This window comes from Streptomyces sp. R44 (assembly GCF_041053105.1).
Lineage (GTDB): Bacteria > Actinomycetota > Actinomycetes > Streptomycetales > Streptomycetaceae > Streptomyces.
In genome coordinates this window covers 2,423,064-2,448,454 of sequence record NZ_CP163444.1, presented here as the reverse complement: position 1 = coordinate 2,448,454, position 25,391 = coordinate 2,423,064, and the positions used below count along the sequence as shown (strand labels likewise).

Genomic DNA, 25,391 nt, shown 5'->3' with positions numbered 1-25,391 from the left:
ACGATGCACAAGACCCTGATCGTAACCAACGACTTCCCGCCGCGTCCCGGCGGAATCCAGGCCTTCCTGCACAACATGGCACTCCGCCTGGACCCCGACCGGATCGTGGTCTACGCCTCCACGTGGAAGCGCAGCCGCGAAGGGATCGAGGCGACGGCCGCGTTCGACGCCGAACAGCCTTTCACGGTCGTACGGGATCGCACCACCATGCTGCTGCCGACTCCTCGGGTCACCGCCCGCGCCACCGCGCTCCTCCGCGAGCACGGCTGCGAGTCCGTGTGGTTCGGCGCGGCCGCACCGCTCGGCCTGATGGCCCCCGCCCTGCGCAGGGCCGGCGCGAAGCGGCTCGTCGCCACCACCCACGGGCACGAGGCCGGCTGGGCCCAGCTCCCGGCCGCCCGGCAGCTCCTCCGCCGCATCGGCGAGGGCACGGACACGATCACCTACCTCGGCGAGTACACCCGCTCCCGGATCGCGACCGCCCTCACCCCGGCCGCCGCCCGACGCATGGTCCAGCTCCCGCCCGGCGTCGACGAGAAGACCTTCCACCCCGACTCGGGCGGCGACGAGGTCCGCGCCCGCCTCGGGCTCAGCGACCGCCCCGTCGTCGTCTGCGTCTCCCGGCTCGTCCCGCGCAAGGGCCAGGACACCCTGATCCGGGCCATGCCCGCGATCCTGAGCCGGGTCCCGGACGCCGTCCTCCTGATCGTCGGCGGCGGACCGTACGAGAAGGACCTGCACCGTCTCGCCGCCGAGACGGGCGTGGCCGGATCCGTACGCTTCACCGGCGCCGTCCCCTGGTCCGAGCTGCCCGCCCACTACGGGGCCGGCGACGTCTTCGCCATGCCCTGCCGCACCCGGCGCGGCGGCCTCGACGTCGAGGGCCTCGGCATCGTCTACCTGGAGGCCTCCGCCACCGGCCTGCCCGTCGTCGCCGGCGACTCCGGCGGCGCGCCCGACGCCGTCCTCGACGGCGAGACCGGCTGGGTCGTCCGCGGCGAGTCCGCCGAGGAGACCGCCGACCGCGTCACCACCCTCCTCCTCGACCCCGAGCTCCGCGCCCGCATGGGCGAGCGGGGCCGGGCCTGGGTGGAGGAGCGCTGGCGCTGGGACCTCCTCGCGGAGCGGCTGCGCGCGCTGCTGTAGGACGCACGGTACGACGAAGGGGCCCGGGGCGAGTGATCGCCCCGGGCCCCTTCGTACGCGCTCCTACTTGGCGTAGATCGCCTCGATCTCGTCCGCGAAGTCCTTCGCCACCACGTTCCGCTTCAGCTTCAGGGACGGGGTGATGTGCCCCGCCTCCTCCGTGAACTGGGCCGGGAGGATACGGAACTTGCGGACCGACTCCGCCTTGGACACCGCGGCGTTGCCGTCGTCGATCGCCCGCTGGACCTCCGCGACGAGCTCCGCGTCCTCACGGAGGGAGGCCGCCGTCGAACCGGCCGGCTTGCCGTGCTCGCTCGCCCAGCGGCCGAGGAACTCCTCGTCGATCGTGACCAGCGCGCCCACGAACGGACGCCCGTCGCCGACCACCATGCACTCCGCGACCAGCGCGTGCGCGCGGATCCGGTCCTCGATGACCGCCGGGGCGACGTTCTTGCCGCCCGCCGTCACCAGGATCTCCTTCTTCCGGCCGGTGATCGCGAGATAGCCGTCCTCGTCGAGCGTGCCGATGTCACCCGTGTGGAACCAGCCGTCCGCCAGCGCCTCGGCCGTCGCCGCCTCGTTGTTCCAGTACCGCGAGAAGATGTGCTCGCCGTGCAGCAGCACCTCGCCGTCGTCGGCGATCCGCACCACCGAGCCCGGCAGCGGCTGACCGACCGTGCCGATCTTCTGCCGGTCCCAGGGGTTGAACGCCGTCGCCGCGCACGACTCCGTCAGGCCGTAGCCCTCCAGGACCGTGAAGCCGATGCCGCGGAAGAAGTGGCCGAGCCGCTCGCCCAGCGGGGCGCCGCCCGAGATGGCGTACTCGCCGCGACCGCCGAGCACCGCCCGCAGCTTGCTGAAGACCAGCTTGTCGAAGACCTTGTGCTTCAGCTTCAGACCGAAGGACGGGCCCTGCGGGGTGCCGATCGCCCGGCTGTACGCGATGGCCGTGTGCGCGGCCTTGTCGAAGATCTTGCCCTTGCCGTCGGCCTGCGCCTTCGCCCGCGCCGAGTTGTAGACCTTCTCGAAGACGCGCGGCACGCCCAGGATCAGCGTCGGCCGGAACGAGGCCAGCTCGTCCGTGAGGTTCTTGATGTCCGGGACGCAGCCGAGCCGGATCGGCGCCATCACGGACGCGACCTCGACGAGCCGCCCGAAGACGTGCGCGGCCGGCAGGAACAGCAGCACCGAGCACTCGCCCGTACGGAAGAGGGGCTTGAGCCGCTCCACGATGTTGCCGCACTCGGCGAAGAAGGCCCGGTGGGACAGGACACAGCCCTTGGGGCGGCCGGTCGTGCCCGAGGTGTAGACGATCGTCGCCGGGTCGTCCGCGTTCGCCGCCGACATGCGCGCGTCGAGCAGCTCGTCGGAGACGTCCGCGCCCTCGGCCGTGAGCCGGGCCACCGCGTCCGTGTCGATCCGCCAGACGGCCTTGAGCTCCGGCAGGTTCGCCCGGACGGAGGCCACCGACTCCTCGTGCGCCTCGCTCTCCACCACCACGGCCGCCGCGCCCGAGTCACCGAGGATCCACTGGATCTGCTCCGGCGAGCTCGTCTCGTACACCGGCACGGTGACACCGCCCGCGCTCCAGATCGCGAAGTCGAGGAGCACCCACTCGTAGCGCGTACGGGAGAGCAGCGCGACCCGGTCGCCCGGCTCCACGCCGGAGGCGATCAGACCCTTGGCGACCCCACGGACCTCCGCGAGGAACTGCGTGGCGGTGACGTCCGTCCAGACGCCGTCGACCTTGCGCCCCATCACGGCGACGTCTGGGTGCTGGGAGGCGTTGCGGCGGATGAGATCCGTCAGGTTGCCGTCCGTGGGGACCTCGTACAGGGCCGGAAGGCTGAACTCGCGCAAGACTGCTGCTCCTCATCGGGCGCCGGCGCCACGGCTCTGTGTGATGCACCGGTGAAGTCCATGATCGGGCAGGTGCTCAGTGGGGGTGAGCACGACTGGACCGCTCGGACGTTACCCACCAGTACATGGTTCCCGATAGGGGGTTCCGGCCAGATGTTCCGTGCGTCACACATGCGTGGCGGTGCTCTGCGCACAGTAATCCACAGGTTTCACGACTCCCAAGTAACCGCAGGTGACACCCCCTAAGGTGGGCTCATGCGAGTCCATGTGGTCAGTGACGTGCACGGCAACGCCGGCGACCTCGCCAAGGCAGGGGAGGGCGCCGACGCCCTCATATGCCTCGGTGACCTGGTCCTCTTCCTCGACTACGCCGACCACAGCCGGGGCATCTTCCCCGACCTGTTCGGCACCGAGAACGCCGACCGGCTCGTCGAGCTCCGCACCGCCCGCCGCTTCGACGAGGCCCGCGACCTGGGCCGCAGCCTCTGGGCCGCGCTCGACGTCGACCGCGACACCGCCATCGAGGCCGCGGTCCGCCGCCAGTACGCCGAACTCTTCGCCGCCTTCCCCACCCCTACGTACGCCACCTACGGGAACGTCGACATCCCCCAGCTCTGGACGGACTTCGCCGCGCCGGGGACGACGGTCCTCGACGGCGAGCGGATCGAGCTCGGCGGACTCGTGTTCGGCTTCGTCGGCGGCGGGCTCCGCACGCCCATGCGCACCCCGTACGAGATCTCCGACGAGGAGTACGCCGCCAAGGTCGAGGCCCTCGGCGACGTCGACGTCCTCTGCTCCCACATCCCGCCGGAGGTGCCGGAGCTGACGTACGACACCGTGGCCCGCCGCTTCGAGCGCGGCAGCCGGGCGCTGCTCGACGCCATCCACCGGGTCCGGCCGCGGTACTCCCTCTTCGGCCACGTCCACCAGCCCCTCGCCCGGCGGATGCGGATCGGGCGCACCGAGTGCGTGAACGTCGGCCACTTCGCCTCGACCGGGACGCCCTACGCCCTGGAGTGGTGACGGCGCGGCCACGGGGGCGCGATAGCCTTCCGTCGGCACGTCTGTGCCCCTTTTCTACTTCCGCCGGACCGCACAGTGGAGGAGCCACCGCGATGGCCGAACACACCAGCTCGAGCATCACCATCGAGGCGGCGCCGGCCGACGTCATGGGCGTGATCGCCGACTTCGCCCGCTACCCCGAGTGGACCGGCGAGGTGAAGGAGGCCGAGGTCCTGTCGTCCGACGAGGCCGGCCGCGCGGAGAAGGTCCGGCTGCTCCTGGACGCGGGCGCCATCAAGGACGACCACACCCTGGCGTACACCTGGACCGGGGACAACGAGGTCTCCTGGACCCTGGTCAAGTCCCAGATGCTGCGCTCGCTCGACGGCTCGTACCTGCTGAAGGCCCTCGGCGACGACCGCACCGAGGTGACGTACCAGCTGACGGTGGACGTCAAGATCCCCATGCTCGGCATGATCAAGCGCAAGGCGGAGAAGGTCATCATCGACCGCGCCCTGCAGGGCCTGAAGCAGCGCGTGGAATCGGGCGCGTAAGCGTTCCGCCCGTTGTGGGCATGCGTTCCGCCGGGGCGGAACGGGTGGGCACAACGGAACGGCGCCCCTGCCGGCGCCAGAGGCTTACGCGCCTGAACCCGCACCGTTGGTGACGGCGCGCATCCGGTGCGGGTCCAGGCTCGGAACGCGGAGGCGCCCCTGAAGGGCGCCGTCCCGTGTGCCCACCCGTCCCGCCCTGCGGGACGATTGCCCACACGGGCGCGGGCGGGGCGCCGCGCTGCGGGGTGCGGGTCCTGCGGGGCGCCCCGGTAACGTTCCGCCGCATGCGGATCATCCTTGTCACCGGACCCGGCGGCGCCGGCCGTACCACCCTCGCCGCCGCCACCGCCCTCGCCGAGGCGCGGGCCGGCCGCCGGGTTCTGCTCGTCTCCGAGGACGCCGACCCGCTCCCGGAGGTCCGGCTGCTGCGACCCCGGCCCGGCGCCGACTTCCGGCGCGAGTTCCTCGCCCTGCAGGAGCGCTCCTCCGCCGCCCTCGACCTCCTCGGCGCCGCCCCCTTCGAGGACGCCGAGCTGACCGAGCTCCCCGGGAGCCGGCAGTTCGCCCTGCTCAGGGCCCTGCGCGACGCCGCCGAGGGCGACCACGAGCTCGCCGTCGTCGATCTGCCCCCGCTCCCCGAGGCCCTCGCCCTCCTCGCCCTCCCCGGCCAGCTCCGCCGCTATCTGCGCCGCCTCCTGCCCCCGGAGCGCCAGGCCGCCCGCGCGCTGCGCCCGATGCTCGCCCAGCTCGCCGGCGTCCCCATGCCCGCGCAGTGGCTGTACGAGACGACCGCCCGCTGGGAGGCCGAGCTCGCCGCCGTCCAGGCCGTGGTCGAAGCCCCCGACACCACCGTCCGGCTCGTCCTCGAACCCGGCCCCGGCGCCGCCCGCGCCCTGCGCACCGCCCGCCTCGGCCTCGCCGTCCACCGCCTCGCCCTCGACGCCGTCGTCGCCAACCGGATACTCCCCGCCGCCTCCGAGGACCCCTGGCTCGCCGGACTCACCGCCGAACAGCACCGGCACCTTGCGGAGCTCCGTACCGCCACCACCGGCGAGCTGTCCGAGCTGCCCCATCTGGGCAGGGCCCCGCGCGGGGCCGAGGACCTGGTGCTCCTCTCTTCCGCCCGGACCGGGAAGCCGGCCCCCGTACCCGAATGGGCCGTCGAGGACCGCCGCGAGGAGGACGGCGTCCTCGTCTGGCACATCCCGCTGCCGGGGGCCGTCAAGGAGGAGCTCTCCCTCGTCCGCCGCGGCGACGAACTGCTCCTGACCGTCGGCGCGTTCCGCCGCGCCGTCCCCCTGCCGGGCGCCCTGCGCCGCTGCACCGTCACCGGCGCCGGGCTCGTCGACGGGGACCTCCGGGTGCGCTTCACACCCGACCCCGGGCTGTGGCCCCGCACCCCCTGAGACGGCGTGTACCGTCGAAGTACGCAGCCACTGAGGAGTACGCCATGAGCGATTCGGACGCCTGGGCCAAGGCCTGTGCCGAGGACCTGGAGGCGGAGAAGGCCCGCCGCCGGGCGCAGCGCGCGGCCGAGCCCGGCTCGCCCGCGGAGGAGTTCCGCAAGCTCTTCGAGGCCGTGGCCGACAAGGTCTCCGGCGGCCTCGGGAGCCCGCTCCTCGGCGGACAGGCCGCGCAGACCGCCGTGGAGACCGTGCAGCAGCTCGTCAACCAGGCGAAGGCCGTCGTCGAGCCCGTCATCGAGCGCAACCCGCAGGTCTTCGACCACCTCGCCGCCGCCGGCAGCGAGCTGCTCGCCGCCTACCGCTCCGCCGTCGAGGGCCACGAGAGCCGCTGGACGCGCGGCGGCTCCGTACCCGACGCCGACGATCCGCGCCGCGACGCGGACACGCCGCCGGAGGGCGACCGCAAGGACGACCGCAAGGGCGACGAGGGGCCCGGAACCGGCCAGCACATCGACCTCGACTGATCGGCGGGCCACCCCCGCTCGGGTACGGTGGGCCTTAGCGGGGCTCGACCGAAAACTGAGGGACACATGGGACTCACCATCGGCGTCGACATCGGCGGCACGAAGATCGCGGCCGGCGTGGTCGACGAGGAGGGCAACATCCTCGACACCCACACCGTGCCCACCCCGCCGACCCCCGAGGGCATCGTCGACGCCATCTGCGCCGCGGTCTCCGAGGCCGGCAAGGGGTACCAGATCGAGGCCGTCGGCATCGGAGCCGCGGGCTACGTCGACGACAAGCGCGCCACCGTCCTCTTCGCGCCGAACATCGACTGGCGGCACGAGCCGCTCAAGGACAAGGTCGAGCAGCGGGTGGGCCTCCCCGTCGTCGTCGAGAACGACGCCAACGCGGCGGCCTGGGGCGAGTACAAGTTCGGCGCCGGCAAGGGCCACGAGGACGTCATCTGCATCACCCTCGGCACCGGCCTCGGCGGCGGCATCATCATCGGCAACAAGCTGCGCCGCGGACGCTTCGGCGTCGCCGCCGAGTTCGGCCACATCCGGGTCGTCCCGGACGGTCTGCTGTGCGGCTGCGGCAGCCAGGGCTGCTGGGAGCAGTACGCCTCCGGGCGGGCGCTCGTCCGGTACGCCAAGCAGCGCGCCAACGCCACCCCGGAGCGCGCGGAGATCCTCCTCGGCCTCGGCGACGGCACCCCGGAGGGCATCGAGGGCAAGCACGTCAGCCAGGCCGCCCGCGCCGGCGACCCGGTGGCCGTCGACTCCTTCCGTGAGCTGGCCCGTTGGGCGGGCGCCGGTCTCGCCGACCTGGCCTCGCTCTTCGACCCCTCGGCGTTCATCGTCGGGGGCGGCGTCTCGGACGAGGGCGACCTCGTCCTCGACCCGATCCGCAAGTCCTTCCGGCGCTGGCTGATCGGCGGCCAGTGGCGCCCGCACGCGCAGGTCCTCGCCGCCCAGCTCGGCAACAAGGCCGGCCTGGTCGGCGCGGCGGACCTCGCCCGTCAGGGCTGACCCTCGCACCACGGCATACGACGACCGCCCGCCGCGTCCTCTCGGACCCGGCGGGCGGTCGTCGTATGTTGACCGTCATGGCGATCAGTGAGCTGCCCAACTCCCGTACCGAGAGCGACGGTTCGGCCGTCCTCCGGGTCCTGAGCTACAACGTCCGTTCGATGCGCGACGACGAGGACGCCCTCGCCCGGGTGATCCGCGCCTGCGCGCCGGACCTCGTCTTCGTCCAGGAGGCCCCGCGCTTCTTCCGCTGGCGCAAACACGCCGCCCGGCTCGCCGCCAAGAGCGAGCTCGTCGTCCTGAGCGGCGGCGCCACAGCGGCCGGACCGCTTCTGCTCTGCTCCCTGCGGGCCACCGTGGAGCGCACGGAGGACGTCCTGCTGCCCCTGACGCCCGGCCTGCACCGGCGCGGCCTCGCGACCGCCGTCGTCCGCTTCGCCGGCGCCAGGCTCGGTCTCGTCAGCTGCCATCTGAGCCTGCGGAAGGAGGAGCGCTACGCCCAGGCCGGGATCGTCCTCGACCGGGTCGCCGCCCTCGGCACCCCGCACGCCCTCGTCGCCGGCGACCTGAACGAACGCCCCGGAGGCCCCGCCTTCACCCGGCTCACGAAGGAGCTCCAGGACGGCTGGGCGGTCAGCCCCTGGGGCGGCGAACACACCTCGACCCCGGCCGACCCGCACCAGCGCATCGACGCGATCCTGGCGACCCCGGGAGTCGAGTTCCTCGGCTGCGGAGTCCCGACGGACCTGAACCCGGCGGACCTACGGGCCGCCACCGACCACCTCCCGGTCCTTGCGGCGGTCCGGGTCCCCGCCTCGTAGGGGGCGCGCCCCCTACACCACAGCCCCGCGCCCCGGGTCGTCGAAGCCGTCGTCATCGTCGTCGTCGTGCTTCATGCGGGCCACCAGGGTCGCGAAGCCGCCCAGGAAGCCGCCCACGCAGAGCGTCGTCAGCCACCAGGTCATGTCCCACTGGAGGAGGACGGCCAGCAGCATCAGGACGGGGCCGCCGACGACCGCGAGCCAGGCGAACTTGGTCGTCGTGTCGGCCTCGGGCAGCGGCGGCGGCTCCGGCGGGACGAAGTGGCCCTCGTCGGCGCCGCCCGCCTCCTCGTCCGGCTCGGCCGGGGAGTAGTCCCGGGGGCCGCCGCTCCGCACCCCGGGAGCGAACACGATCGAGCTGCCGAGCGCCGGCCGCTCCGGGCCCGCCTCCGGGTCCTCGTCCGCCTCGGGGTCCTCGGGCGCGGGCTTCGGCCGCGGCTTCCAGGTCGTGCCCTTCACGGGCCGGACCTCCTCGTCGGGCCCGTCCGTCTCCTCGGGCTCGGGCAGCGACAGGTTCTCGACGGTCCGGAACGGCTTCGTCCCCGGAGGGTCCGCGGGCTCCTCGCCGTACCCGGCGACGATCGCGGCCCAGGCCGCCTCCTCGTCGATGGGCTGCGGCTCCCGCTCCGGGCCGTCCTGCTGCTCAGCCACCGCTCCTGCTCCCCTTCCCGTCGACCAGATCCGGGGCCAGACGCTCGACGAAGGCCAGGCTCTCGTCGAAGATCCGCTCCGCGTCATGGTCCAACGTCGCCACGTGGTAGCTCTGTTCCAGCAGGACCTCCTTCACGTCCGTCGAGGAGATGCGGGAGAGGATCCGGGCCGAGTCGGCGGGCGGCACGACGTGGTCCTGGGGGCTGTGGAGCAGTACTACCGGCTGGGTGACCTGCGGAAGCTCCCCGTCCACCGTCTGGAAGAGGCGGCGCAGGGAGTGCGCGGCGTGCAGCGGCACCCGGTCGTAGCCGACCTCGGTCACGCCCTCCTTGGCGATGTCGCTGGCGATGCCCTTCGTGGAGGGGACCAGGTGCCGGACGACCGGCAGGGCGTGCGCGGCGAGGCCGTGCACCTTGTTGCCCGGGTTGACGAGGACGATGCCCCGCACCGCGTCACCGTGCTGGGCGGCGAGCCGCAGCGTGAGGGCCCCGCCCATGGAGAGGCCGAAGACGAAGACGGTCCTGCAGCGCTCCAGGAGCTCGCGCAGGGCCCGGTCCGCCTCCGCGTACCAGTCGTGCCAGGTGGTGAGCTGCATGTCCTGCCAGCGGGTGCCGTGACCGGGCAGCAGCGGCACCGACACCGACAGGCCGCGCTCGGCCAGGTACTCGGCCCACGGGCGCATCGACTGCGGGGAACCGGTGAATCCGTGACAGAGAAGGACGCCGACCTCTCCGCCTTCATGGCGGTACGGCTCGGCTCCGGGAAGGACCGGCACCGGGGTCTCCTGTTCGGTTGCGACTCCGGCGTTCTCGGGGTGCGCCGGAGCGACGGCAAATGGGGAAGGACCTTCACGGTACGCGACCGGACCGACACCGACCAGGGCCGTAGCGGGGGCCGTGCGCCGGTACGGGATAAAGTCGTGGCGACGGCACACGGAAGGCTTGGCGAGTTGATCTACGGCGCAATGAAGTTCTCCATCGGAGGGTCCCTGAAGCTTGCCTTCCGGCCCTGGGTGGAGGGTCTGGAGAACATCCCCGCCGAGGGACCCGCGATCCTCGCGAGCAACCACCTGTCCTTCTCGGACTCCTTCTTCCTGCCCGCCGTCCTGGACCGCAAGGTCACCTTCATCGCCAAGGCCGAGTACTTCACCACCCCCGGTGTGAAGGGCAAGCTCACCGCCGCCTTCTTCAAGGGCGTCGGCCAGCTCCCGGTGGACCGTTCGGGTGCCCGCGGCGCGGGCGAGGCGGCCATCAAGGCCGGCATCGAGGTCATCGAGGGCGGCGGGCTCTTCGGGATCTACCCCGAGGGCACCCGCTCGCCCGACGGCCGTCTCTACCGGGGCAAGCCCGGCGGACTCGCGCGCGTGGCGCTGGCCACCGGCGCGCCCGTGATCCCGGTCGCCATGATCGACACCGAGAAGATCCAGCCGCCCGGCAAGGTCGTCCCCAAGCTGATGCGCCCGGGGATCCGTATCGGCAAGCCGCTGGACTTCACCCGCTACCAGGGCATGGAGGGGGACCGCTTCATCCTCCGTTCGGTGACCGACGAGGTCATGTACGAGATCATGAAGCTGTCCGGCCAGGAGTACGTCGACATCTACGCGACCGCCGCCAAGCGGCAGATCGCGGATGCGGAGAAGGCGGCCAAGGAGGCCGTCAAGGCCGAGATCGCCGCTCGCGAAGAGTCCGGCGCGTAAGTCCCCGCGAGGGGTTTTCGGGGGGGTGGGGGAGATGGCCAAGCGCGAGCGTGTCGTGCGCATGTCGGTCGAGCAGCCGCTGTGGCGGGCGCTGACCGGCTACCGCGTCCTGACGATGGCCTACGCGGTGCTGATCTTCGTGTTCGGCCGGGAGCGGTACGAGCGGCCCTGGATCGCCGTCGCCTATCTGGCGGTGCTGTGCGTCTGGACCCTCGCCACCCTCCCCAAGGTGGCGAACGCGGCGAGCTGCACCAAGCGCTTCCTCGTCGCCGACCTCGCCGTCGCCCTCACCGGCATCCTCCTCACCCCGCTCGTCGACGCCCAGGCCCAGTCGTCCGACGGCCCCACCCTGCCGTCGATATGGACCGCCGGCTCCGTCCTCGCCTTCGCGATCAAGGGCGGCTGGCGCTGGGCCGGCGTCGCCTCCTCGCTGGTCGCCGTCGCCAACATCATCGAGCGCGGCCATCCCAGCCAGGACACCTTCCACAACGTGCTCCTCGTCTGGGTCGCCTCCATCGCCATCGGCTACGTCGTCGAGGTCGCCCGCGCCTCCGAGCGCACCCTCGCCCGCGCCCTGGAGATCGAGGCCGCGACCCGGGAGCGGGAGCGGCTGGCCCGCGACATCCACGACAGCGTCCTCCAGGTCCTCGCGATGGTGAAGCGGCGCGGCATGGCGATGGGAGGCGAGGCCGCCGAGATCGCCAGGATGGCGGGGGAGCAGGAGGTGGCCCTCCGCACCCTCGTCGCGGGCGGGCTCACCCGGCCCAGTCTCGTCTCGGAGGACGAGTCCGAGGGCGCCTTCGTCCGGGTCGTCGAGGTCGACGACGACCCCCCTTATGGCGCGGGCGACGCGCCCGTCGACCTCCGCCTCCTGCTCGCCCCGCGCGCCGGGGCCAAGGTCACCCTCTCCGAGCCGGGCGCCCCGGTCCTGCTGCCGCCGCCCGCCGCCCGAGAGCTGGCCAACGCCGTCGGCGCCGCCCTGGACAACGTCCGGGTGCACGCCGGGGAGGACGCGCACGCGTGGATCCTGATCGAGGACTGGACGGACGAGGTGATCGTCACCGTCCGGGACGACGGCCCCGGCATCCCGGAGGGCCGCCTCGCGGAGGCCTGGGGCGAGGGCCGGATGGGCGTCGCCCTGTCCATCCGGGGGAGACTGCGGGACCTGGGCGGATCGGCCGAGCTGATCTCGGTCCCGGGGCAGGGCACGGAAGTCGAGTTGAAGGTTCCACGGGGGAAGGCAGGGGAGAAGTGAGCGAGCAGCGGATCAAGGTGATGGTCGTCGACGACCATCCGATGTGGCGGGACGCGGTCGCCCGCGACCTCGCCGAGGCGGGCTTCGACGTGGTCGCCACCGCCGGCGACGGCGAGCAGGCCGTGCGCCGCGCCGTCGCGGCCGGCCCCGACGTCCTCGTCCTGGACCTGAACCTGCCGGTCAAGCCGGGCGTCCAGGTCTGCAAGGAGCTCGTCGGCGGCCGGCCCGAGCTGCGCGTCCTCGTCCTCTCGGCCAGCGGCGAGCACGCCGACGTCCTGGAGGCGGTCAAGTCCGGCGCCACCGGCTACCTCCTCAAGTCGGCCAGTACGGAGGAGCTGACCGACGCGGTGCGCCGCACGGCCGCAGGCGACCCCGTCTTCACCCCGGGCCTGGCCGGCCTGGTCCTCGGCGAGTACCGCCGCCTGGCCTCCGAGCCCGCCCCGGCGGCCGGCGCCGACGAGCCGAAGGCCCCGCAGCTCACCGAGCGCGAGACCGAGGTCCTGCGGCTGGTCGCGAAGGGCCTCAGCTACAAGCAGATCGCCGAGCGCCTGGTCATCTCGCACCGCACGGTGCAGAACCACGTCCAGAACACCCTGGGCAAGCTCCAGCTGCACAACCGGGTGGAGCTCGTCCGGTACGCCATCGAGCGCGGCCTCGACGACGCCTGAGGCGGCCGGGCGTCACGTCGGGCCGTATATTCGCGGATATACGGCCCATCGTGACGTTGAGGGGAAAACCGTGGAAATCCTGGCATTCGGCGTGCAGGCGGACGAGAAGCCCCTCATCGAGAAGGCCTTCGAGGGCCACCACGACGTCCGCTGCCTGAGCGTCTTCCTCAGCGAGGACACCGCCCCCATCGCCGCCGGCTACGAGACCGTCTCCACCAGCGTCAACTGCAGCCTGAACCACCGGGTCCTGCAGACCCTCGCGGCCGGCGGGACCCAGATGATCGCCCAGCGCTCCACCGGCTTCAACAACATCGACCTGGAGGTCGCCGAGCGCCTCGGCCTCACCGTCGCCCGGGTCTCGTCCTACTCGCCGTACTCCGTCGCCGAGTTCGCCTGGACCCTCGCCATGGCCGTCAACCGCCGGATCGTCCGCGCCTCCAACCGGACCCGCGACTTCGACTTCCGGCTCGACGGACTGATGGGCCGTGACCTGCGCGGCCGTACCGTCGGCGTCCTCGGCACCGGCAAGATCGGCGAGGCCTTCACCCGGATCGCCCACGGCCTCGGCATGAACCTCCTCGGCTGGGACATCGCCGAGAACCCCGCCTGCGTCGAACTCGGCATGAGGTACGTCGAGAAGGAACGGCTCTTCGCCGAGTCCGACCTCATCAGCCTCCACGTCCCGCTGCTCCCCGCCACCCGGCACCTCATCGACGCCCGCGCCCTCAAGGCCATGAAGGACGACGCCATCCTGGTGAACTCCAGCCGCGGCGGGCTCATCGACACCGAGGCCCTCGTCACCGAGCTCCGCTCCGGCCGCTTCACCGGCGTCGGCCTGGACGTGTACGAGGCGGAGGCCGGGCTCTTCTTCCTCGACAAGTCCCTGGAGGTCGTCGAGGACGACACCCTGGCCCGCCTCGTCACCTTCCCGAACGTGGTGGTCACCTCCCACCAGGCGTACTACACGACCGACGCGGTCGGCCAGATCATCGCCACCACCGTCCAGAACGTCCTCGACCACACCGCCGGCCGGCGCAGCGAGAACGTCCTGGTACCGAGGGCAGCCTCCTAGACCAGCACGCCCGCGAGCAGCGAGGCGGTCAGCGCCGCCCCGTCCATGGTGAGCACCGACTCCGGGTGGAACTGCACCCCCGCGAAGCCCGGCCCGCGCAGGGCGTGCACCTCACCGGTCTCCGCGTCCCGGCTCACCTCGATGCGGTGCAGCGCCAGCTCCGTCGCCGTCCGGTCGTCGCAGCGGGCGGTGAAGCTGTTGTAGAAGCCGACCGTCTGCTCCTGCCCGAAGAGGTCGATCCGCAGCTGCGCCCCCTGGAACGGGGTCCGCTTGCGGACGATGTCCAGGCCCAGTTCGGCCGCGATCAGCTCGTGCCCGAGGCAGACGCCCAGCAGGCCGTGGCGGTGCCCCCGTACGAGCTCCGCCGTCAGCCCGCGCAGGAAGCGCATCTTCGGGTCGGCCGCGTCCGAGGGGTTCCCCGGGCCGGGCCCGAGGACGACCGGCCCCTCGTGGGCGAGCGCGAGCTCCCGCAGCCCCGGCTCGTCGTACCGCAGCACCGACACCTCAAGGCCCGAGGAGCGCAGCACGTGCGCCAGCATCGCCGTGAAGGTGTCCTCGGCGTCGATCACCAGCGCGTGCCCCGACAGCTCCGCCGAACGGACCTGCATCTTCAGCCAGAACGGCGCGAGGTCCGCCCGGCGGGCGTCGAGCGCGGCCCGCACCCGGGGGTCGTCGGCGAGCCGCGCCGGCACCGGGGCGGTGGCGTCGGCCGGCCGCCCCTCCCGCACGCCGAGCGCCGTCAGCACCCCCGCCGCCTTCGCGTGGGTCTCGGCGACCTCGCCCGCCGGGTCCGAGTGCCGCACGAGCGTGGCCCCCACCGGCACCCGCAGCCGGCCGCCGGCGTCGATGTCGGCGGTACGGATGAGGATGGGGGAGTCCAGCGTCTGCGCCCCGTTCCCGTCCGTGCCGAGCAGCGCGAGCGCGCCCGCGTAGTACCCCCGGCCGCCCTCCTCGTGACGCTCGATCACCCGGCAGGCGTTCTGCACGGGCGAGCCGGTCACGGTCGCCGCGAACATCGTCTCCCGCAGCACCTCCCGCACGTCCAGCGAGGACCGGCCGCGCAACTCGTACTCCGTGTGCGCGAGATGGGCCATCTCCTTGAGCCGCGGCCCGACCACCACCCCGCCCATGTCGCCGACCGTGCACATCATCTTCAGCTCCTCGTCCACCACCATGGAGAGCTCCTCGGTCTCCTTGCGGTCGGCGAGGAAGGCGAGCAGGTCCTCGGCGGTCGGGGCGGCCCCGGCCGGGTAGCGGTACGTGCCGCTGATCGGGTTCATCACGACCGTGCCGCCCGACATCCGGACGTGCACCTCGGGGCTCGCCCCGACGAGCGTCCGGTCCCCGGTGTGCACGACGAACGTCCAGTACGCGCCCCGCTCGCCCGCGAGCAGCCGCCGGAACAGGGCGAGCGTGTCGGCGCGCCCGAAGCCCGGGATCTCGCCGGTGTAGGTGCGCCGGATCACGAAGTTCGCGCCCTCGCCGGAGCCGATCTCCTCGTCGATGACCCGCCGCACGGTCTCCGCGTAGTCCTCGTCGGAGACGTCGAACCCGCCGCCCTCCACCCGTACCTCATGGGCGGGCAGCGCGGCGAGGGCCTCGTCGAGCGGCAGCTCGTACGCCTCGTCGGCGACGAGCACGGAGAGCGGGGTGCCGTCGTCCCGCACGTCGAAGCCGCGCTCGCGGATCTGCCGGAACGGGACGAGCGCGAGCGTCGGCAGCGGGCCCACGGGCAGCTCCGCGAGACGCTCGGCCTCGTGGACCCGGCCGATCAGCACCTCGACGGTGTCGTGGTCACGGCCGGGGGTGCGCCGGCGCAGCAGCGCGAAGGGAGGGCAGGAGGGGGCGAGGAGGCGGGAAAGGTCCATGGGGCGGGTCGTTCCTTCCGAGTGGAGTACGGAGAGGAGGAACGGCCCGGGTACGAGAAAGGCCGCCCCTCGGGCGGCCTTTGCGTGTGTCGGTGTACGCGCAGTCAGTGGGCCGCCGGATGAGCGGTCCACCACCAGTTCTGGATCTGCGAGGTGCACGACATGCGAGCACTGTAACCCAGCCCGGTGCGGAACGGGGCCCGGTCCGCACCGTGGACGGTGCGGGCCGGGCCCCGAGGCCGAGCGAACTCCCCGATCAGAAGACCAGGTTGTAGATCTGCCAGCCGCTGCCGACCTTGACGCGGTTGCCGAACGGCGCGGTGGCGCTGCCGGTGCCGTTGTACAGGTAGAGCGCGCCGGTGCCGTCCCGGGCGACGAGGTCGCCCCGGCCGTCCTTGGTCAGGTCGCTCGGTCCGACGATGCTGTTGTAGCCCTGCCAGCCGGTGCCGACCTTGGCGCGGGGGCCGAACGGAGCGGTGGCGACGCCGGTGCCCTTGTACAGCCAGAACGCGCCGGAGCCGTCGCGGCCGAGGAGGTCCGCCTTGCCGTCCCCGGTGAGGTCACCGGTGCTGATGATCGCGTTGTAGCCCTGCCAGCCCGTGCCGACCTTGACGCGCGGCCCGAGCGGGGCGCTCGGGTTGCCGGTGCCCGGGTACAGCCAGAGAACACCCGAGCTCTCCCGCCCGATCACATCGGGCTTGCCGTCGCCGGTCTGGTCCCGCACGCCGATCACCTGGTTGAAGACGCCCCAGCCGGTGCCCGCCTTCACGCGCGTCTTGAACGGCGAGGACGGGTTCCCGCTGCCCTGGTAGTACCAGAGGGCACCGCTCGTGTCCCGCGCGATCATGTCACCGGTGCCGTCGGCCCGGAGCGCGGTCAGCGGCGTGACCACGTTGTAGCCGCCCCACCCGGACCCGACCCGGTACCGCGCCAGGAACGGCACGGAGGCACTGCCGGTGCCCTGGTACTGCCAGAGGACACCCGAGGTGTCACGGGCGAGGAGGTTGTAGCGGTTGTCCGTCCGGACGGACGCCGCGGTGGCGACCTCCTTGACGTCGCTCGCCTTCACCCACGCCATGCGGTGGTTGTACCGGATCGGGATGAAGATGTTGGTCGTGCCGACGACGCGGGTGCCGTCGGTGTTGTAGGCGCTGTAGTAGTAGTCGCCCGCGACGGCCTCGCCGGCCTTCACGTACGCCTGCCCGGCCGGAAGGCTGTACTTCGTCAGCGACGCGCTGTTGCTGGCCTGGACCGGAACCCCGGTACCCGTGTAGGCGGCGTCCTCGGGGTAGGCGCGGCCGTAGACCGGAATCGAGGTGGCGCCGTCCTTGGCGGTGATGGCCGTCTTCACGCCCGCGGGGGCCGTGTACTGGCCGCCGGGGTTGTAGAACCAGGCCTTCTTGCCGCCGTACCAGATGGCGGTCCAGTCGGCCCGGGACTCGGCGACGACGTGGGTGCTGCCGGCCGTGACCTTGTTCGCCCAGTTGGAGCCGAACTGCCAGCCTGACGTGAAGTACGGGTCGGTCAGCGCCTTCGTCTGGTCGGCCACCGGCTCCGAGTACAGGTAGCCGAAGTTGACCGGCAGCGCCACGGTGGTCTTGGTGACGCCCTCCTCCGTGTACTTCATCTGCTGCTGGTTGGCGGAGGTGAACGGCGGGACGATCCGGACGAGCTGCCCGGCCTGGAGGAGGCCGCCCGCGCCACCGGCACCGGTGGGGGCGCCCACGAGGGTCATGAAGTGGTTCCAGTCCCAGAACGGGCCCGGGTCCCAGTGATCCTGGATCTTGTTGTCCAGGATGCTCGGCACGTCGTCGTGGCCGATGATGTGCTCGCGGTCCAGCGGGATGGAGAACTTCGCCGCCAGGTACTTCACGAGGGCGGCGGAGGACTCGTACTCCGGCTCGGTGTACCAGCCCGCGTCACCCTTGATGGCGTAGCCCTCGTGCTCGATGCCGATCGAGTGCATGTTGAGGGTCTTGTTGCCGGCGTGGTACGCCTCGTTCTTGGTCTCCACCATCTGCGTCACGCGACCGTCGGCGCGGACGATGTAGTGGGCGCTCGCGTAGCTCAGCGGGTTCTGGAAGACGTTGACGGCCCCGTCGTGGTTGCCCTCGATGTCGTGGATGACGATCTGGCGGACGTCGAAGCCGTTCGCGGGACGGCTCGCGATGTTGTAGTTGCCGTCGTTCTGCGAGTAGGCGGCCGGGATGTACGTGCAGGCGAGGCCGGACGGGCATTCGACCGCCGGGGTCTCCGTGGTGGCCGTGAAGCTCGCTGCCAGCGGCACGTTCGACGGCTTGACCGGCTTCACCGACGGGTCCGCCGGCAGGACGACCTGCTCGCCGTCCGCGGTGATCTCGCTCTCGCCCGTCTTGATGGACTCGAAGACGCGCTTCGCGAAGAGGTCGGCACCCTTCCGGTCCTCGGACTGGCTGTAGCGGGCCACAGCCGGATACCAGGCGCCCGGGTCGTCGGACAGCTCGGCGCCGGCCTGCTTCTGGTACTCGGCGAGGAGGGCGGCACCGGCGCGGATCGAGGCGGCCGTGTCGTTCTGCACGGACTCGGTCGAGCCGTCGATCAGCTCGGCGGCCTTGTCGAGCGTGTGCAGCGTCGGGTCGGAGGTGTCGATCTCCTTCTTGGGGAGGGAGGCCAGCGCCTTCTTCCCGTCGAACCGCTTCTCGATGCGCGGGTCGCCGCTCCGGTTCATCAGGTCGAGCAGCTGCTCGTCCGTGTCCTGCTCGACGTCCTCCGGGTCGACCTTCGTCAACCCCATGACGTTGTACGCACCCGTGGTGCTGGGCACGCCGTCGTGCGACTCCCAGCGCGTCTGGCGGTACGACACCGCCATCAGCACGCTCTGCGGGACGTCGAACTCGCGAGCTGCGTTTGCGAACTGCTTCTGGAGGGAAGGGTCACCCCCGGACGTGCCGTCGCCCGCCCCGCCGAGGAGGCCCGGTGAGGCGACCGCGATGGTGCCGATGGTTGCGGTGGCGACGACTGCCGCCGCCGCTCCGTACAAGAGTCGTTTCTTCTTGCGATCCCTGCGGTGCCTCTGGGTCACGCCCACCCCTGTGAACTCGACTTTGCTCTTGTTAAACGGGCCAGAGGGTAACACCACTCGATGGCATGAAGATTCTCGTGTGACATTTCGGGCGCGCGTCTCAGCCAATGGGCAGGGGGACAGGACCGGACGAAGAACCCCGTAATGTTGTGCATGTGACCGTGAACGCTGAATCCCACGCCGTCGCCAAGGCGACCTGGCGAGACCTGCCCGCGGCGCAGCAGCCCGAGTACCCCGATGCCGAGGCTCTGCGCGATGTGATCGCGGACCTCGAGTCGTATCCTCCGCTCGTCTTCGCCGGCGAGTGCGACCAGCTGCGCGCCCGGATGGGAGCCGTCGCCCGTGGCGAGGCGTTCCTGCTCCAGGGCGGCGACTGCGCCGAGGCCTTCGACGCCGTGTCCGCCGACCACATCAGGGCCAAGCTCAAGACGCTGCTCCAGATGAGCGCCGTCCTCACCTACGCGGCCTCCGTGCCCGTCGTGAAGGTCGGCCGTATCGCCGGCCAGTACTCGAAGCCCCGCTCCAAGGGCACCGAGACCCGCGACGGCGTGACCCTGCCGACCTACCGCGGCGACTCGGTCAACGGCTTCGACTTCAACGAGAAGGCCCGCATCCCGGACCCCGAGCGCCTGAAGCGGATGTACAACGCCTCCGCCTCCACGCTCAACCTGGTCCGCGCCTTCACCACCGGTGGCTACGCCGACCTGCGCCAGGTGCACGCCTGGAACCAGGACTTCGTGAAGTCGTCCCCCTCGGGCCAGCGCTACGAGGCGCTGGCCCGCGAGATCGACAACGCCCTGAACTTCATGAAGGCCTGTGGCACCGACCCGGCCGAGTTCAAGGCGGTCGAGTTCTACGCCTCCCACGAGGCGCTGCTGCTCGACTACGAGGGCGCCCTGACCCGTACGGACTCGCGCACCGGCAAGCTGTACGACACCTCCGGCCACATGGTCTGGATCGGTGAGCGCACCCGCCAGCTGGACCACGCGCACATCGAGTTCTGCTCGCAGATCGCGAACCCGATCGGCATCAAGCTCGGCCCGACCACCACGGTCGACGAGGCGCTCACCTACATCGACCGTCTCGACCCGGACCGCGAGCCGGGCCGGCTGACCTTCATCGTCCGCATGGGCGCCGACAAGGTCCGCGACAAGCTCCCCGAGCTGGTCGAGAAGGTCACCGCCTCCGGCGCGGTCGTCGCCTGGGTCACCGACCCGATGCACGGCAACACCTTCGAGGCTGCTTCCGGCCACAAGACGCGCCGCTTCGACGACGTGCTCGACGAGGTCAAGGGCTTCTTCGAGGTCCACAAGGAGCTGGGCACCCACCCGGGCGGCATCCACGTCGAGCTCACCGGTGACGACGTCACCGAGTGCGTGGGCGGCGGCGACGAGATCTTCGTCGACGACCTGCACCAGCGCTACGAGACGGCCTGCGACCCGCGGCTCAACCGCAGCCAGTCGCTCGACCTGGCGTTCCTGGTGGCGGAGATGTACCGCGATCAGTAAGTAGGTTCCTACGGGGATGGGGCACGGATCGCTGTGATCCGTGCCCCATCGTCGTATCGAGGGCTTTTACGCCTCCGAGGCGCCGGGTAAGGTTAGGTTAGCCTTAACGATCTCGGCGGGAGGTGAACCGCGTGTACGTCTGCTCATGCTTCGGTGTCACGGAGAAGCAGGTCAAGGAGCACGCGGACGCGGGCGCCTGCACGCCCCGCCAGATAGCCTCCGCCTGCAAGGCCGGCACGGACTGCGGTTCCTGCGTCCGTCGCATTCAAGCCATTCTCGGGCGCGGCAACTGCCCGCGACGCGAGCTCGTGGACCAGGGCATGCCCGCCCTGACGGCGGAGACGGTCGCGGAGCTCCGGGAAGCGGCCTAGAGCCCCGTCGGACCCAGCAGGGTCAGCTCGGCTGCTCGATGAGCGTCGAGATGTACAGCGACTCACCCAGGGACTCGATCAGCTCCAGCTGAGTGTCCAGGTAGTCGATGTGGTGCTCCTCGTCGGCGAGGATCTCCTCGAAGAGGTTGGCGGACGTGATGTCCCCCTTGGCGCGCATGACCTCGATCCCGCGCTTGAGGCGGTCGATCGCCTCCACCTCGACCTGGCGGTCCGCCTGGAACATCTCGGTGATCGTCTGGCCGACCCGCACATGGAAGAGCCGCTGGTAGTTGGGCAGGCCGTCGAGCATCAGGATGCGCTCGGTCAGCTTGTCCGCGTGCTTCATCTCGTCGATGGACTCTTCGCGGGTGTACTTGGCGAGCTTCGTCCACCCCTTGTTGTCCTGGATGCGGTAATGCAGCCAGTACTGGTTGATGGCCGTCAGCTCGCCGGTCAGCTGCTCGTTGAGGAACTCGAGGACCTCGGGGTCGCCCTGCATCGCTTCAGGATCCTTCCACGGTACGTGTCCATGCCGTCACTAGGCGGGATGGCCGCATCCTCGCACCCCGAATGGGGGGCGTCCAGTAAGTGCAGGCTTAGTCGGAGTTGCCCGAATCGAGCCGCCCGAGTGGTCGCTTGGTCATGACCACCCCTCGCCGTCTGTCACCATGGATGACATGGGTCAGCCGGAGAGCGGAGTACACCGGGAAGCGGGTCAGCCGGATCGTTCGCCGGACCTTCCGCCGGATCTGCCGCCGGGGCAGCGCCTCCAGCGCGGCTGGCCGGTCACCCATTACGGGCCCGTCCCCAAGTTCAAGCCGGACCGCTGGGAGTTCCGCGTCTTCGGGGCGACGGCCGACGGCGACAAGCGGTGCTGGAATCACGAGGAGTTCTCGGCCCTTCCGTTCTCCACGGTCGTGGCCGATCTGCACTGCGTCACGAAATTCAGCATGCTCGGGGCCGAATGGGGTGGTGTCCCCGCCCGTACGGTCCTGGAGCTCGCCCCGCCCGCCCCTCATGTCACGCATGTGATGGTCTGGGCCGAGTACGGCTACAGCGCGAACATGCGGCTCGCCGACTTCGCCTCGGACCGCACGATTTTCGCCACCCACAAGGACGGGGAGCTGCTCACCGCCGAGCACGGCTTCCCGCTGCGACTCGTCGTCCCGCACCTGTACGCCTGGAAGGGGCCCAAGTGGGTCCGGGGCGTGGAGTACATGGCGGCCGACCGGCGGGGCTTCTGGGAGGAGCGCGGCTACCACAACCTCGGCGATCCGTGGCGGGAGCAGCGCTACTCGTACCAGGAGGAACCCGGAGACGGCCCGGAGCTGTAGCGGCTCCGGACCGTCTCGACGGCGGTTCGCCGGCGGTTCAGTGGTGGTACTGGTGGACCACCGCGTGGCCCTTGCCGCGGCCGATCATCCACTTGTTGACCGGGGTGGTCAGCACGAAGGCGACGCCGAGCGAGATCGCGAGGACGATCCAGAAGAGCGGCTCGTCGAGGTGCGCGTCCATGGCGCCGGGCCAGAGGGCGATGACGCCGTTGTCGATGATCTCCATGACGGCGATGGAGAGGGTGTCGGCGGCGAGGGCGACCTTGAAGGCCGTCTTGAAGTCGACGCCGGCGGCCAGGATGCCGCGCAGCGTGAGCGCGTAGCCGAAGAAGAAGGCCAGAATGATCGCGAGGATCATGGTCGGCATGTTGCCCCAGCCGAGCGCGGTGCCGATGATCATGCCGAGGATCTCGCCGATGGCGCAGCCGGTGAGGCAGTGCAGGGTGGCCTGAGCGGCCATGGACCAGGAGACGGAGCCGCCGGGGGTGTGGTGGTGACCGGCGTGGGCCTCGTCGTGGCCGGAGTGGTCCGCGTGGGCGCTGTGGTCGGCGTGGCTCGCGTGGTCGCCGTGGTGGCCGACGTGAGCCTCATGGCCCGCATGGCCCTCGTGGCCCTCGTGGCCGGAATGGTCGTGGTGTGCGTGCGCTTCGTGCTGCATGAGGTGCCCCCAGCCTCGGGTGTACGGCTCTGTCGTCGATAAGAACCGTATACCCCCCTAGGGTATTCCTCAACAGGAAACGATCACCCTCGGCGCTCCCGGAGCTTCTTCAGGAGCTCGATGTCGGCGACGTGCCCTTCCTTGCCGCCCGGGGTCTCGATGATCAGGGGTACGTTCTCGGTGGCGGGGTGTCCCAGGAGCTTCCGGAACGCCTCCTCGCCGATGTGACCTGCCCCGATGTTCGCGTGGCGGTCCTTGTGGGCGCCCACGACGTCCTTCGAGTCGTTGGCGTGGATCAGCTTCAGGCGGCCCTCGCCGACCGTCTCCACCAGGAGATCCAGCGTCTGCGCCGCCCCGTGCGGGCCCGCCAGATCGTGCCCGGCGGCGAAGATGTGGCAGGTGTCGAGACAGACGCCCAGCTTGGGGTGGTGGTCGAGCGCGTCGAAGTACGGGCCGAAGTCCCAGGTGCGCGAGCAGAGCGAGAAGCCCTGGCCCGCCGTGGACTCCAGGAGCAGGTACGGATCGTCCTCGTGGGTCAGCTCGTCGAGGAGCGGCAGCATCCGCTCGCGCACCTGGGCGAGCGCCACCTCCCGCGGGCGGCCGCCGGTCGCCGAGCCGGTGTGGACCACGACGCCCTTGGCGCCGATCTCCCGGCCGCGGCGCAGCGAGTGCCGCAGCGACTCCACGGACTTCTCCACCGTGGCCTCGGTGTGGGAGCCGAAGTTGATCAGGTACGGGGCGTGCACCCACGCCGAGATCGACTCGGCCTCGCACTCGGCCCGGAACCGCTCGTCCTGGGCCGGGTTGCCGACCGGGGTCGCCCAGCCGCGCGGGTTGGCGACGAAGACCTGGACGGTCTCGGCGCCGAGCTCGCGGGCGTAGCCGAGGCCGACCGTGGCGAGGCCACCGGCCACGGGGACATGGCCGCCGACGGGGTTGCGCATGAGTTTCTAGAGTCCCTTGATCGTGATGGTGATGGTGGAGCCCTCGGGAGCGGTCTCGCCGCCCTTCACGGACTGGCTCGCGACCTTGTCGCCGAGGTAGGGGAAGGACTTCTTGACCTCCACCTCGAAGCCCGCGGCCTCCAGGGCGGCCTGTGCGTCGGCGGTCGTCTCCTCGGTCACGTCCGGGACCTCGACCAGCTTCGGGCCCTTGGAGACGGTGAGGGTGATGACGTCGCCCTCGGCGGCCCGGCTGCCGCCGGCGAGGGACTGGGCCGCGACGGTGCCGGCCGCCTCCGGCGAGTTGATCCGCTCCGGGGCGACCCTGACGGTGAGCCCCTCCTCCTGAAGGGCGGCCGTGGCGTCGGCGACGGTCTCGCCGCTGACGTCGGGCACGTCGATCGGGGAGCCCTTGCTGACCACGAGGGCGACGGCGGAGTCGGGGCTGCGCTCGGTGCCGGGCTCGGGGTCGGAGCTGATCACGGCGCCCTGGGCGACGGAGTCGCTGAAGGCGTAGGTGATCACTCCGGGCGCCAGGCCCTCCTGCTCCAGCGCGCGCTTGGCCTCCGCGAGCGGCTTGTTCTTGAGGTTGGGGACCTTCACGATCTCCGGGCCGCGGGAGAGCGTGAGGGTGACCGTGGCGTTGCCCCGGACGCGCTCGCCGGGGGCAGGGTCGACGGCCATGACCGTGCCGCGCTCGTACACGTCGCTGAAATCGCGCTTCGTGGTGCCGACGTCGAGACCGGCGTCGGTGATCCGCTTCGTCGCGGCGGCCTCGGACTGGCCGAGGACGGAGGGAACGCGGGTGAACTGGCCGGAATTGATGTACCAGACGCCGGCGCCGAGGCCGAGGGCGAGGAGGACGGCGGCGACGACGAGGAGGGGGCCGCGCGGGGGCCACCGGCGGGCGGCGGGCGGTGCCTCCGGGGCGGGCAGCCGGTTGGTGTGTTCGGTCTCCGCCGGTACCGGGCGGGCGATCACGCTCGTCCGGTCCTCGGCGGTGTCCCGGGCCTCGGCGCGCGCCAGCGGGGGCACCGCGTCCAGCTGCTCGTCGCCGAGCCCGGCGCGGGCCTCCCGGAGCAGGGCGAGCAGGGCGACGGCGTCGTACGGGCGGAGCTCGGGGTTGCGGGCCGTGGCCGCCGCGACCAGGTCGTCCAGCTCGGGGGCGAGCCCGGGGACGGTGGCGGAGGGGGCGGGCACGTCGGTGTTCAGGTGCTGGTAGAGCACCTGGGCGGGGGTGTCGCCGGAGTGCGGCTTGCCGCCGGTGAGCATCTCGTAGAGGACGACACCGCAGGCGTACACGTCCGCGCGGGTGTCGGCGGTGCCGTGCTCGATCTGCTCCGGCGCGAGGTACGAGACCGTGCCGAGGACCGCGCCGGTGGTGGCGGTCGCCGAGCCCACGGCCCGTACGAGGCCGAAGTCGGCGACCTTCACCCGGCCGTCGTCCCCTATCAGGACGTTCTCCGGCTTCATGTCGCGGTGCACGAACCCGGCCCGGTGTGCGGCGCCGAGCGCGGCGAGCACCGGCTCCAGGATGTCGAGCGCGGCACGGGGCGAGAGGGCGCCGCGCTCGCGCAGGACGTCGCGGAGGGTGCAGCCGGCGACGTACTCCATCGCCAGATAGACGTACGCGCCCTCGGCGCCCTGGTCGAAGACGCCGACGACGTTGGGGTGCGCGAGCCGGGCGACGGACTTCGCCTCGCGGATGAAACGCTCGACGAAGGCTGCGTCGGTGGCGAGGTCGGGGTGCATCACCTTGAGCGCGAGGACGCGGTCGAGGCGGGTGTCGACGGCCCGGTAGACCGTGGCCATCCCGCCGACGGCGATGCGCGCGTCGACGCGGTAGCGGCCGTCGAGCAGCCGCCCGACGAGGGGGTCCTGAAGGGTCGTGTCCACGGCGACGAGTCTACGAGGGCGGTAGGGGGTGCCGGTCCTGGCGGCGCCTACTGCAGCGCACCTGTGACGCGCGGTGCCCCGCCCACCCCCC

At 71.5% G+C, this 25,391-nt stretch carries 24 protein-coding genes; 14 read left to right on the top strand and 10 right to left on the bottom strand.

What is annotated here, in order from left to right; genetic code table 11:
* The first annotated feature begins 3 nt into the window (after nucleotides 1-3).
* Complete coding sequence (locus tag AB5J54_RS11335; protein ID WP_369143796.1) at nucleotides 4-1,146, top strand: glycosyltransferase family 4 protein; 1,143 nt, start codon at nucleotides 4-6, stop codon at nucleotides 1,144-1,146.
* Between the two features lie 63 nt (nucleotides 1,147-1,209).
* Here the strand turns inward: AB5J54_RS11335 and AB5J54_RS11330 are convergent, their stop codons facing one another.
* Nucleotides 1,210-3,006 carry a long-chain fatty acid--CoA ligase gene (locus tag AB5J54_RS11330; protein WP_369143795.1) on the bottom strand — a complete coding sequence of 599 codons (1,797 nt, stop codon included), beginning with the start codon at nucleotides 3,004-3,006 and terminating at the stop codon, nucleotides 1,210-1,212.
* Between the two features lie 255 nt (nucleotides 3,007-3,261).
* Here AB5J54_RS11330 and AB5J54_RS11325 point away from each other — a divergent pair, with 255 nt between their 5' ends.
* The 6 genes from AB5J54_RS11325 to AB5J54_RS11300 all read left to right on the top strand — a co-directional run bounded on the left by AB5J54_RS11325 (nucleotide 3,262) and on the right by AB5J54_RS11300 (nucleotide 8,321).
* Nucleotides 3,262-4,029, top strand: a complete 768-nt coding sequence (locus tag AB5J54_RS11325) for a metallophosphoesterase (RefSeq protein WP_369143794.1) — start codon at nucleotides 3,262-3,264, stop codon at nucleotides 4,027-4,029.
* Nucleotides 4,030-4,121: 92 nt separating this feature from the next.
* A complete protein-coding gene (locus AB5J54_RS11320) occupies nucleotides 4,122-4,562 on the top strand; it encodes an SRPBCC family protein (RefSeq protein ID WP_369143793.1) in 441 nt (146 codons plus the stop codon).
* Nucleotides 4,563-4,846: 284 nt separating this feature from the next.
* The gene (locus AB5J54_RS11315) at nucleotides 4,847-5,968 is read left to right on the top strand and encodes an ArsA-related P-loop ATPase (RefSeq protein ID WP_369143792.1); all 1,122 of its coding nucleotides are present in this window, start codon (nucleotides 4,847-4,849) and stop codon (nucleotides 5,966-5,968) included.
* A gap of 44 nt (nucleotides 5,969-6,012) precedes the next feature.
* Nucleotides 6,013-6,492: a DUF5304 domain-containing protein gene (locus tag AB5J54_RS11310; RefSeq protein WP_369143791.1), complete on the top strand. Its 480-nt coding sequence runs from the start codon at nucleotides 6,013-6,015 to the stop codon at nucleotides 6,490-6,492.
* Between the two features lie 66 nt (nucleotides 6,493-6,558).
* Nucleotides 6,559-7,500, top strand: coding sequence for an ROK family glucokinase (locus tag AB5J54_RS11305; RefSeq protein WP_369143790.1), 942 nt, complete (start codon nucleotides 6,559-6,561; stop codon nucleotides 7,498-7,500).
* Between the two features lie 77 nt (nucleotides 7,501-7,577).
* Nucleotides 7,578-8,321, top strand: coding sequence for an endonuclease/exonuclease/phosphatase family protein (locus AB5J54_RS11300; protein WP_369143789.1), 744 nt, complete (start codon nucleotides 7,578-7,580; stop codon nucleotides 8,319-8,321).
* Nucleotides 8,322-8,333: 12 nt separating this feature from the next.
* On the opposite strand, the gene AB5J54_RS11295 is transcribed toward AB5J54_RS11300, so the two are convergent.
* Nucleotides 8,334-8,972, bottom strand: a complete 639-nt coding sequence (locus AB5J54_RS11295; RefSeq protein ID WP_369143788.1) for a hypothetical protein — start codon at nucleotides 8,970-8,972, stop codon at nucleotides 8,334-8,336.
* On the bottom strand, nucleotides 8,965-9,747 hold the full coding sequence (locus AB5J54_RS11290; RefSeq protein ID WP_369143787.1) for an alpha/beta hydrolase: 783 nt from the start codon (nucleotides 9,745-9,747) through the stop codon (nucleotides 8,965-8,967). The genes AB5J54_RS11295 and AB5J54_RS11290 overlap by 8 nt, the downstream gene beginning before the upstream one ends.
* Nucleotides 9,748-9,921: 174 nt before the next feature.
* Here AB5J54_RS11290 and AB5J54_RS11285 point away from each other — a divergent pair, with 174 nt between their 5' ends.
* The 4 genes from AB5J54_RS11285 (at nucleotide 9,922) to AB5J54_RS11270 (ending at nucleotide 13,663) form a co-directional block, all read left to right on the top strand.
* Nucleotides 9,922-10,668, top strand: coding sequence for a 1-acyl-sn-glycerol-3-phosphate acyltransferase (locus tag AB5J54_RS11285; RefSeq protein WP_193384176.1), 747 nt, complete (start codon nucleotides 9,922-9,924; stop codon nucleotides 10,666-10,668).
* A 34-nt stretch (nucleotides 10,669-10,702) separates the two neighbouring features.
* Complete coding sequence (macS, locus tag AB5J54_RS11280) at nucleotides 10,703-11,923, top strand: MacS family sensor histidine kinase (protein ID WP_369143786.1); 1,221 nt, start codon at nucleotides 10,703-10,705, stop codon at nucleotides 11,921-11,923.
* A 20-nt stretch (nucleotides 11,924-11,943) separates the two neighbouring features.
* The gene (locus AB5J54_RS11275; RefSeq protein ID WP_369149290.1) at nucleotides 11,944-12,591 is read left to right on the top strand and encodes a response regulator; all 648 of its coding nucleotides are present in this window, start codon (nucleotides 11,944-11,946) and stop codon (nucleotides 12,589-12,591) included.
* Nucleotides 12,592-12,661: 70 nt separating this feature from the next.
* Nucleotides 12,662-13,663 carry a 2-hydroxyacid dehydrogenase gene (locus tag AB5J54_RS11270; RefSeq protein WP_369143785.1) on the top strand — a complete coding sequence of 334 codons (1,002 nt, stop codon included), beginning with the start codon at nucleotides 12,662-12,664 and terminating at the stop codon, nucleotides 13,661-13,663.
* On the opposite strand, the gene AB5J54_RS11265 is transcribed toward AB5J54_RS11270, so the two are convergent.
* From AB5J54_RS11265 to AB5J54_RS11255, 3 genes are all read right to left on the bottom strand, one after another.
* Complete coding sequence (locus AB5J54_RS11265; protein WP_369143784.1) at nucleotides 13,660-15,531, bottom strand: anthranilate synthase family protein; 1,872 nt, start codon at nucleotides 15,529-15,531, stop codon at nucleotides 13,660-13,662. The two genes, AB5J54_RS11270 and AB5J54_RS11265, sit on opposite strands and share 4 nt — an antisense overlap.
* A gap of 104 nt (nucleotides 15,532-15,635) precedes the next feature.
* Entirely contained in the window at nucleotides 15,636-15,695 is a 60-nt protein-coding gene (locus tag AB5J54_RS11260) for a trp operon leader peptide (protein WP_369149289.1), read from the bottom strand.
* A gap of 92 nt (nucleotides 15,696-15,787) precedes the next feature.
* On the bottom strand, nucleotides 15,788-18,592 hold the full coding sequence (locus AB5J54_RS11255) for an N-acetylmuramoyl-L-alanine amidase (RefSeq protein ID WP_369143783.1): 2,805 nt from the start codon (nucleotides 18,590-18,592) through the stop codon (nucleotides 15,788-15,790).
* Nucleotides 18,593-18,753: 161 nt separating this feature from the next.
* On the opposite strand from AB5J54_RS11255, the gene AB5J54_RS11250 reads away from it, so the two are divergent.
* Nucleotides 18,754-20,100, top strand: a complete 1,347-nt coding sequence (locus AB5J54_RS11250) for a class II 3-deoxy-7-phosphoheptulonate synthase (protein WP_369143782.1) — start codon at nucleotides 18,754-18,756, stop codon at nucleotides 20,098-20,100.
* Nucleotides 20,101-20,222: 122 nt separating this feature from the next.
* Entirely contained in the window at nucleotides 20,223-20,471 is a 249-nt protein-coding gene (locus AB5J54_RS11245) for a bacterioferritin-associated ferredoxin (protein ID WP_369143781.1), read from the top strand.
* A 22-nt stretch (nucleotides 20,472-20,493) separates the two neighbouring features.
* Here AB5J54_RS11245 and bfr read toward each other — a convergent pair whose 3' ends face one another.
* The gene (gene bfr / locus AB5J54_RS11240; protein ID WP_369143780.1) at nucleotides 20,494-20,970 is read right to left on the bottom strand and encodes a bacterioferritin; all 477 of its coding nucleotides are present in this window, start codon (nucleotides 20,968-20,970) and stop codon (nucleotides 20,494-20,496) included.
* Nucleotides 20,971-21,148: 178 nt separating this feature from the next.
* Here bfr and AB5J54_RS11235 point away from each other — a divergent pair, with 178 nt between their 5' ends.
* Nucleotides 21,149-21,805, top strand: a complete 657-nt coding sequence (locus tag AB5J54_RS11235; protein WP_351180565.1) for a sulfite oxidase-like oxidoreductase — start codon at nucleotides 21,149-21,151, stop codon at nucleotides 21,803-21,805.
* A gap of 37 nt (nucleotides 21,806-21,842) precedes the next feature.
* Here the strand turns inward: AB5J54_RS11235 and AB5J54_RS11230 are convergent, their stop codons facing one another.
* The 3 genes from AB5J54_RS11230 to pknB form a co-directional block, all read right to left on the bottom strand.
* Nucleotides 21,843-22,463: a DUF4396 domain-containing protein gene (locus AB5J54_RS11230; protein WP_369143779.1), complete on the bottom strand. Its 621-nt coding sequence runs from the start codon at nucleotides 22,461-22,463 to the stop codon at nucleotides 21,843-21,845.
* 83 nt (nucleotides 22,464-22,546) lie between these two features.
* Complete coding sequence (locus tag AB5J54_RS11225; protein ID WP_369143778.1) at nucleotides 22,547-23,407, bottom strand: deoxyribonuclease IV; 861 nt, start codon at nucleotides 23,405-23,407, stop codon at nucleotides 22,547-22,549.
* A gap of 6 nt (nucleotides 23,408-23,413) precedes the next feature.
* Nucleotides 23,414-25,300: a Stk1 family PASTA domain-containing Ser/Thr kinase gene (gene pknB / locus AB5J54_RS11220; protein ID WP_369143777.1), complete on the bottom strand. Its 1,887-nt coding sequence runs from the start codon at nucleotides 25,298-25,300 to the stop codon at nucleotides 23,414-23,416.
* Nucleotides 25,301-25,391: the final 91 nt, after the last annotated feature.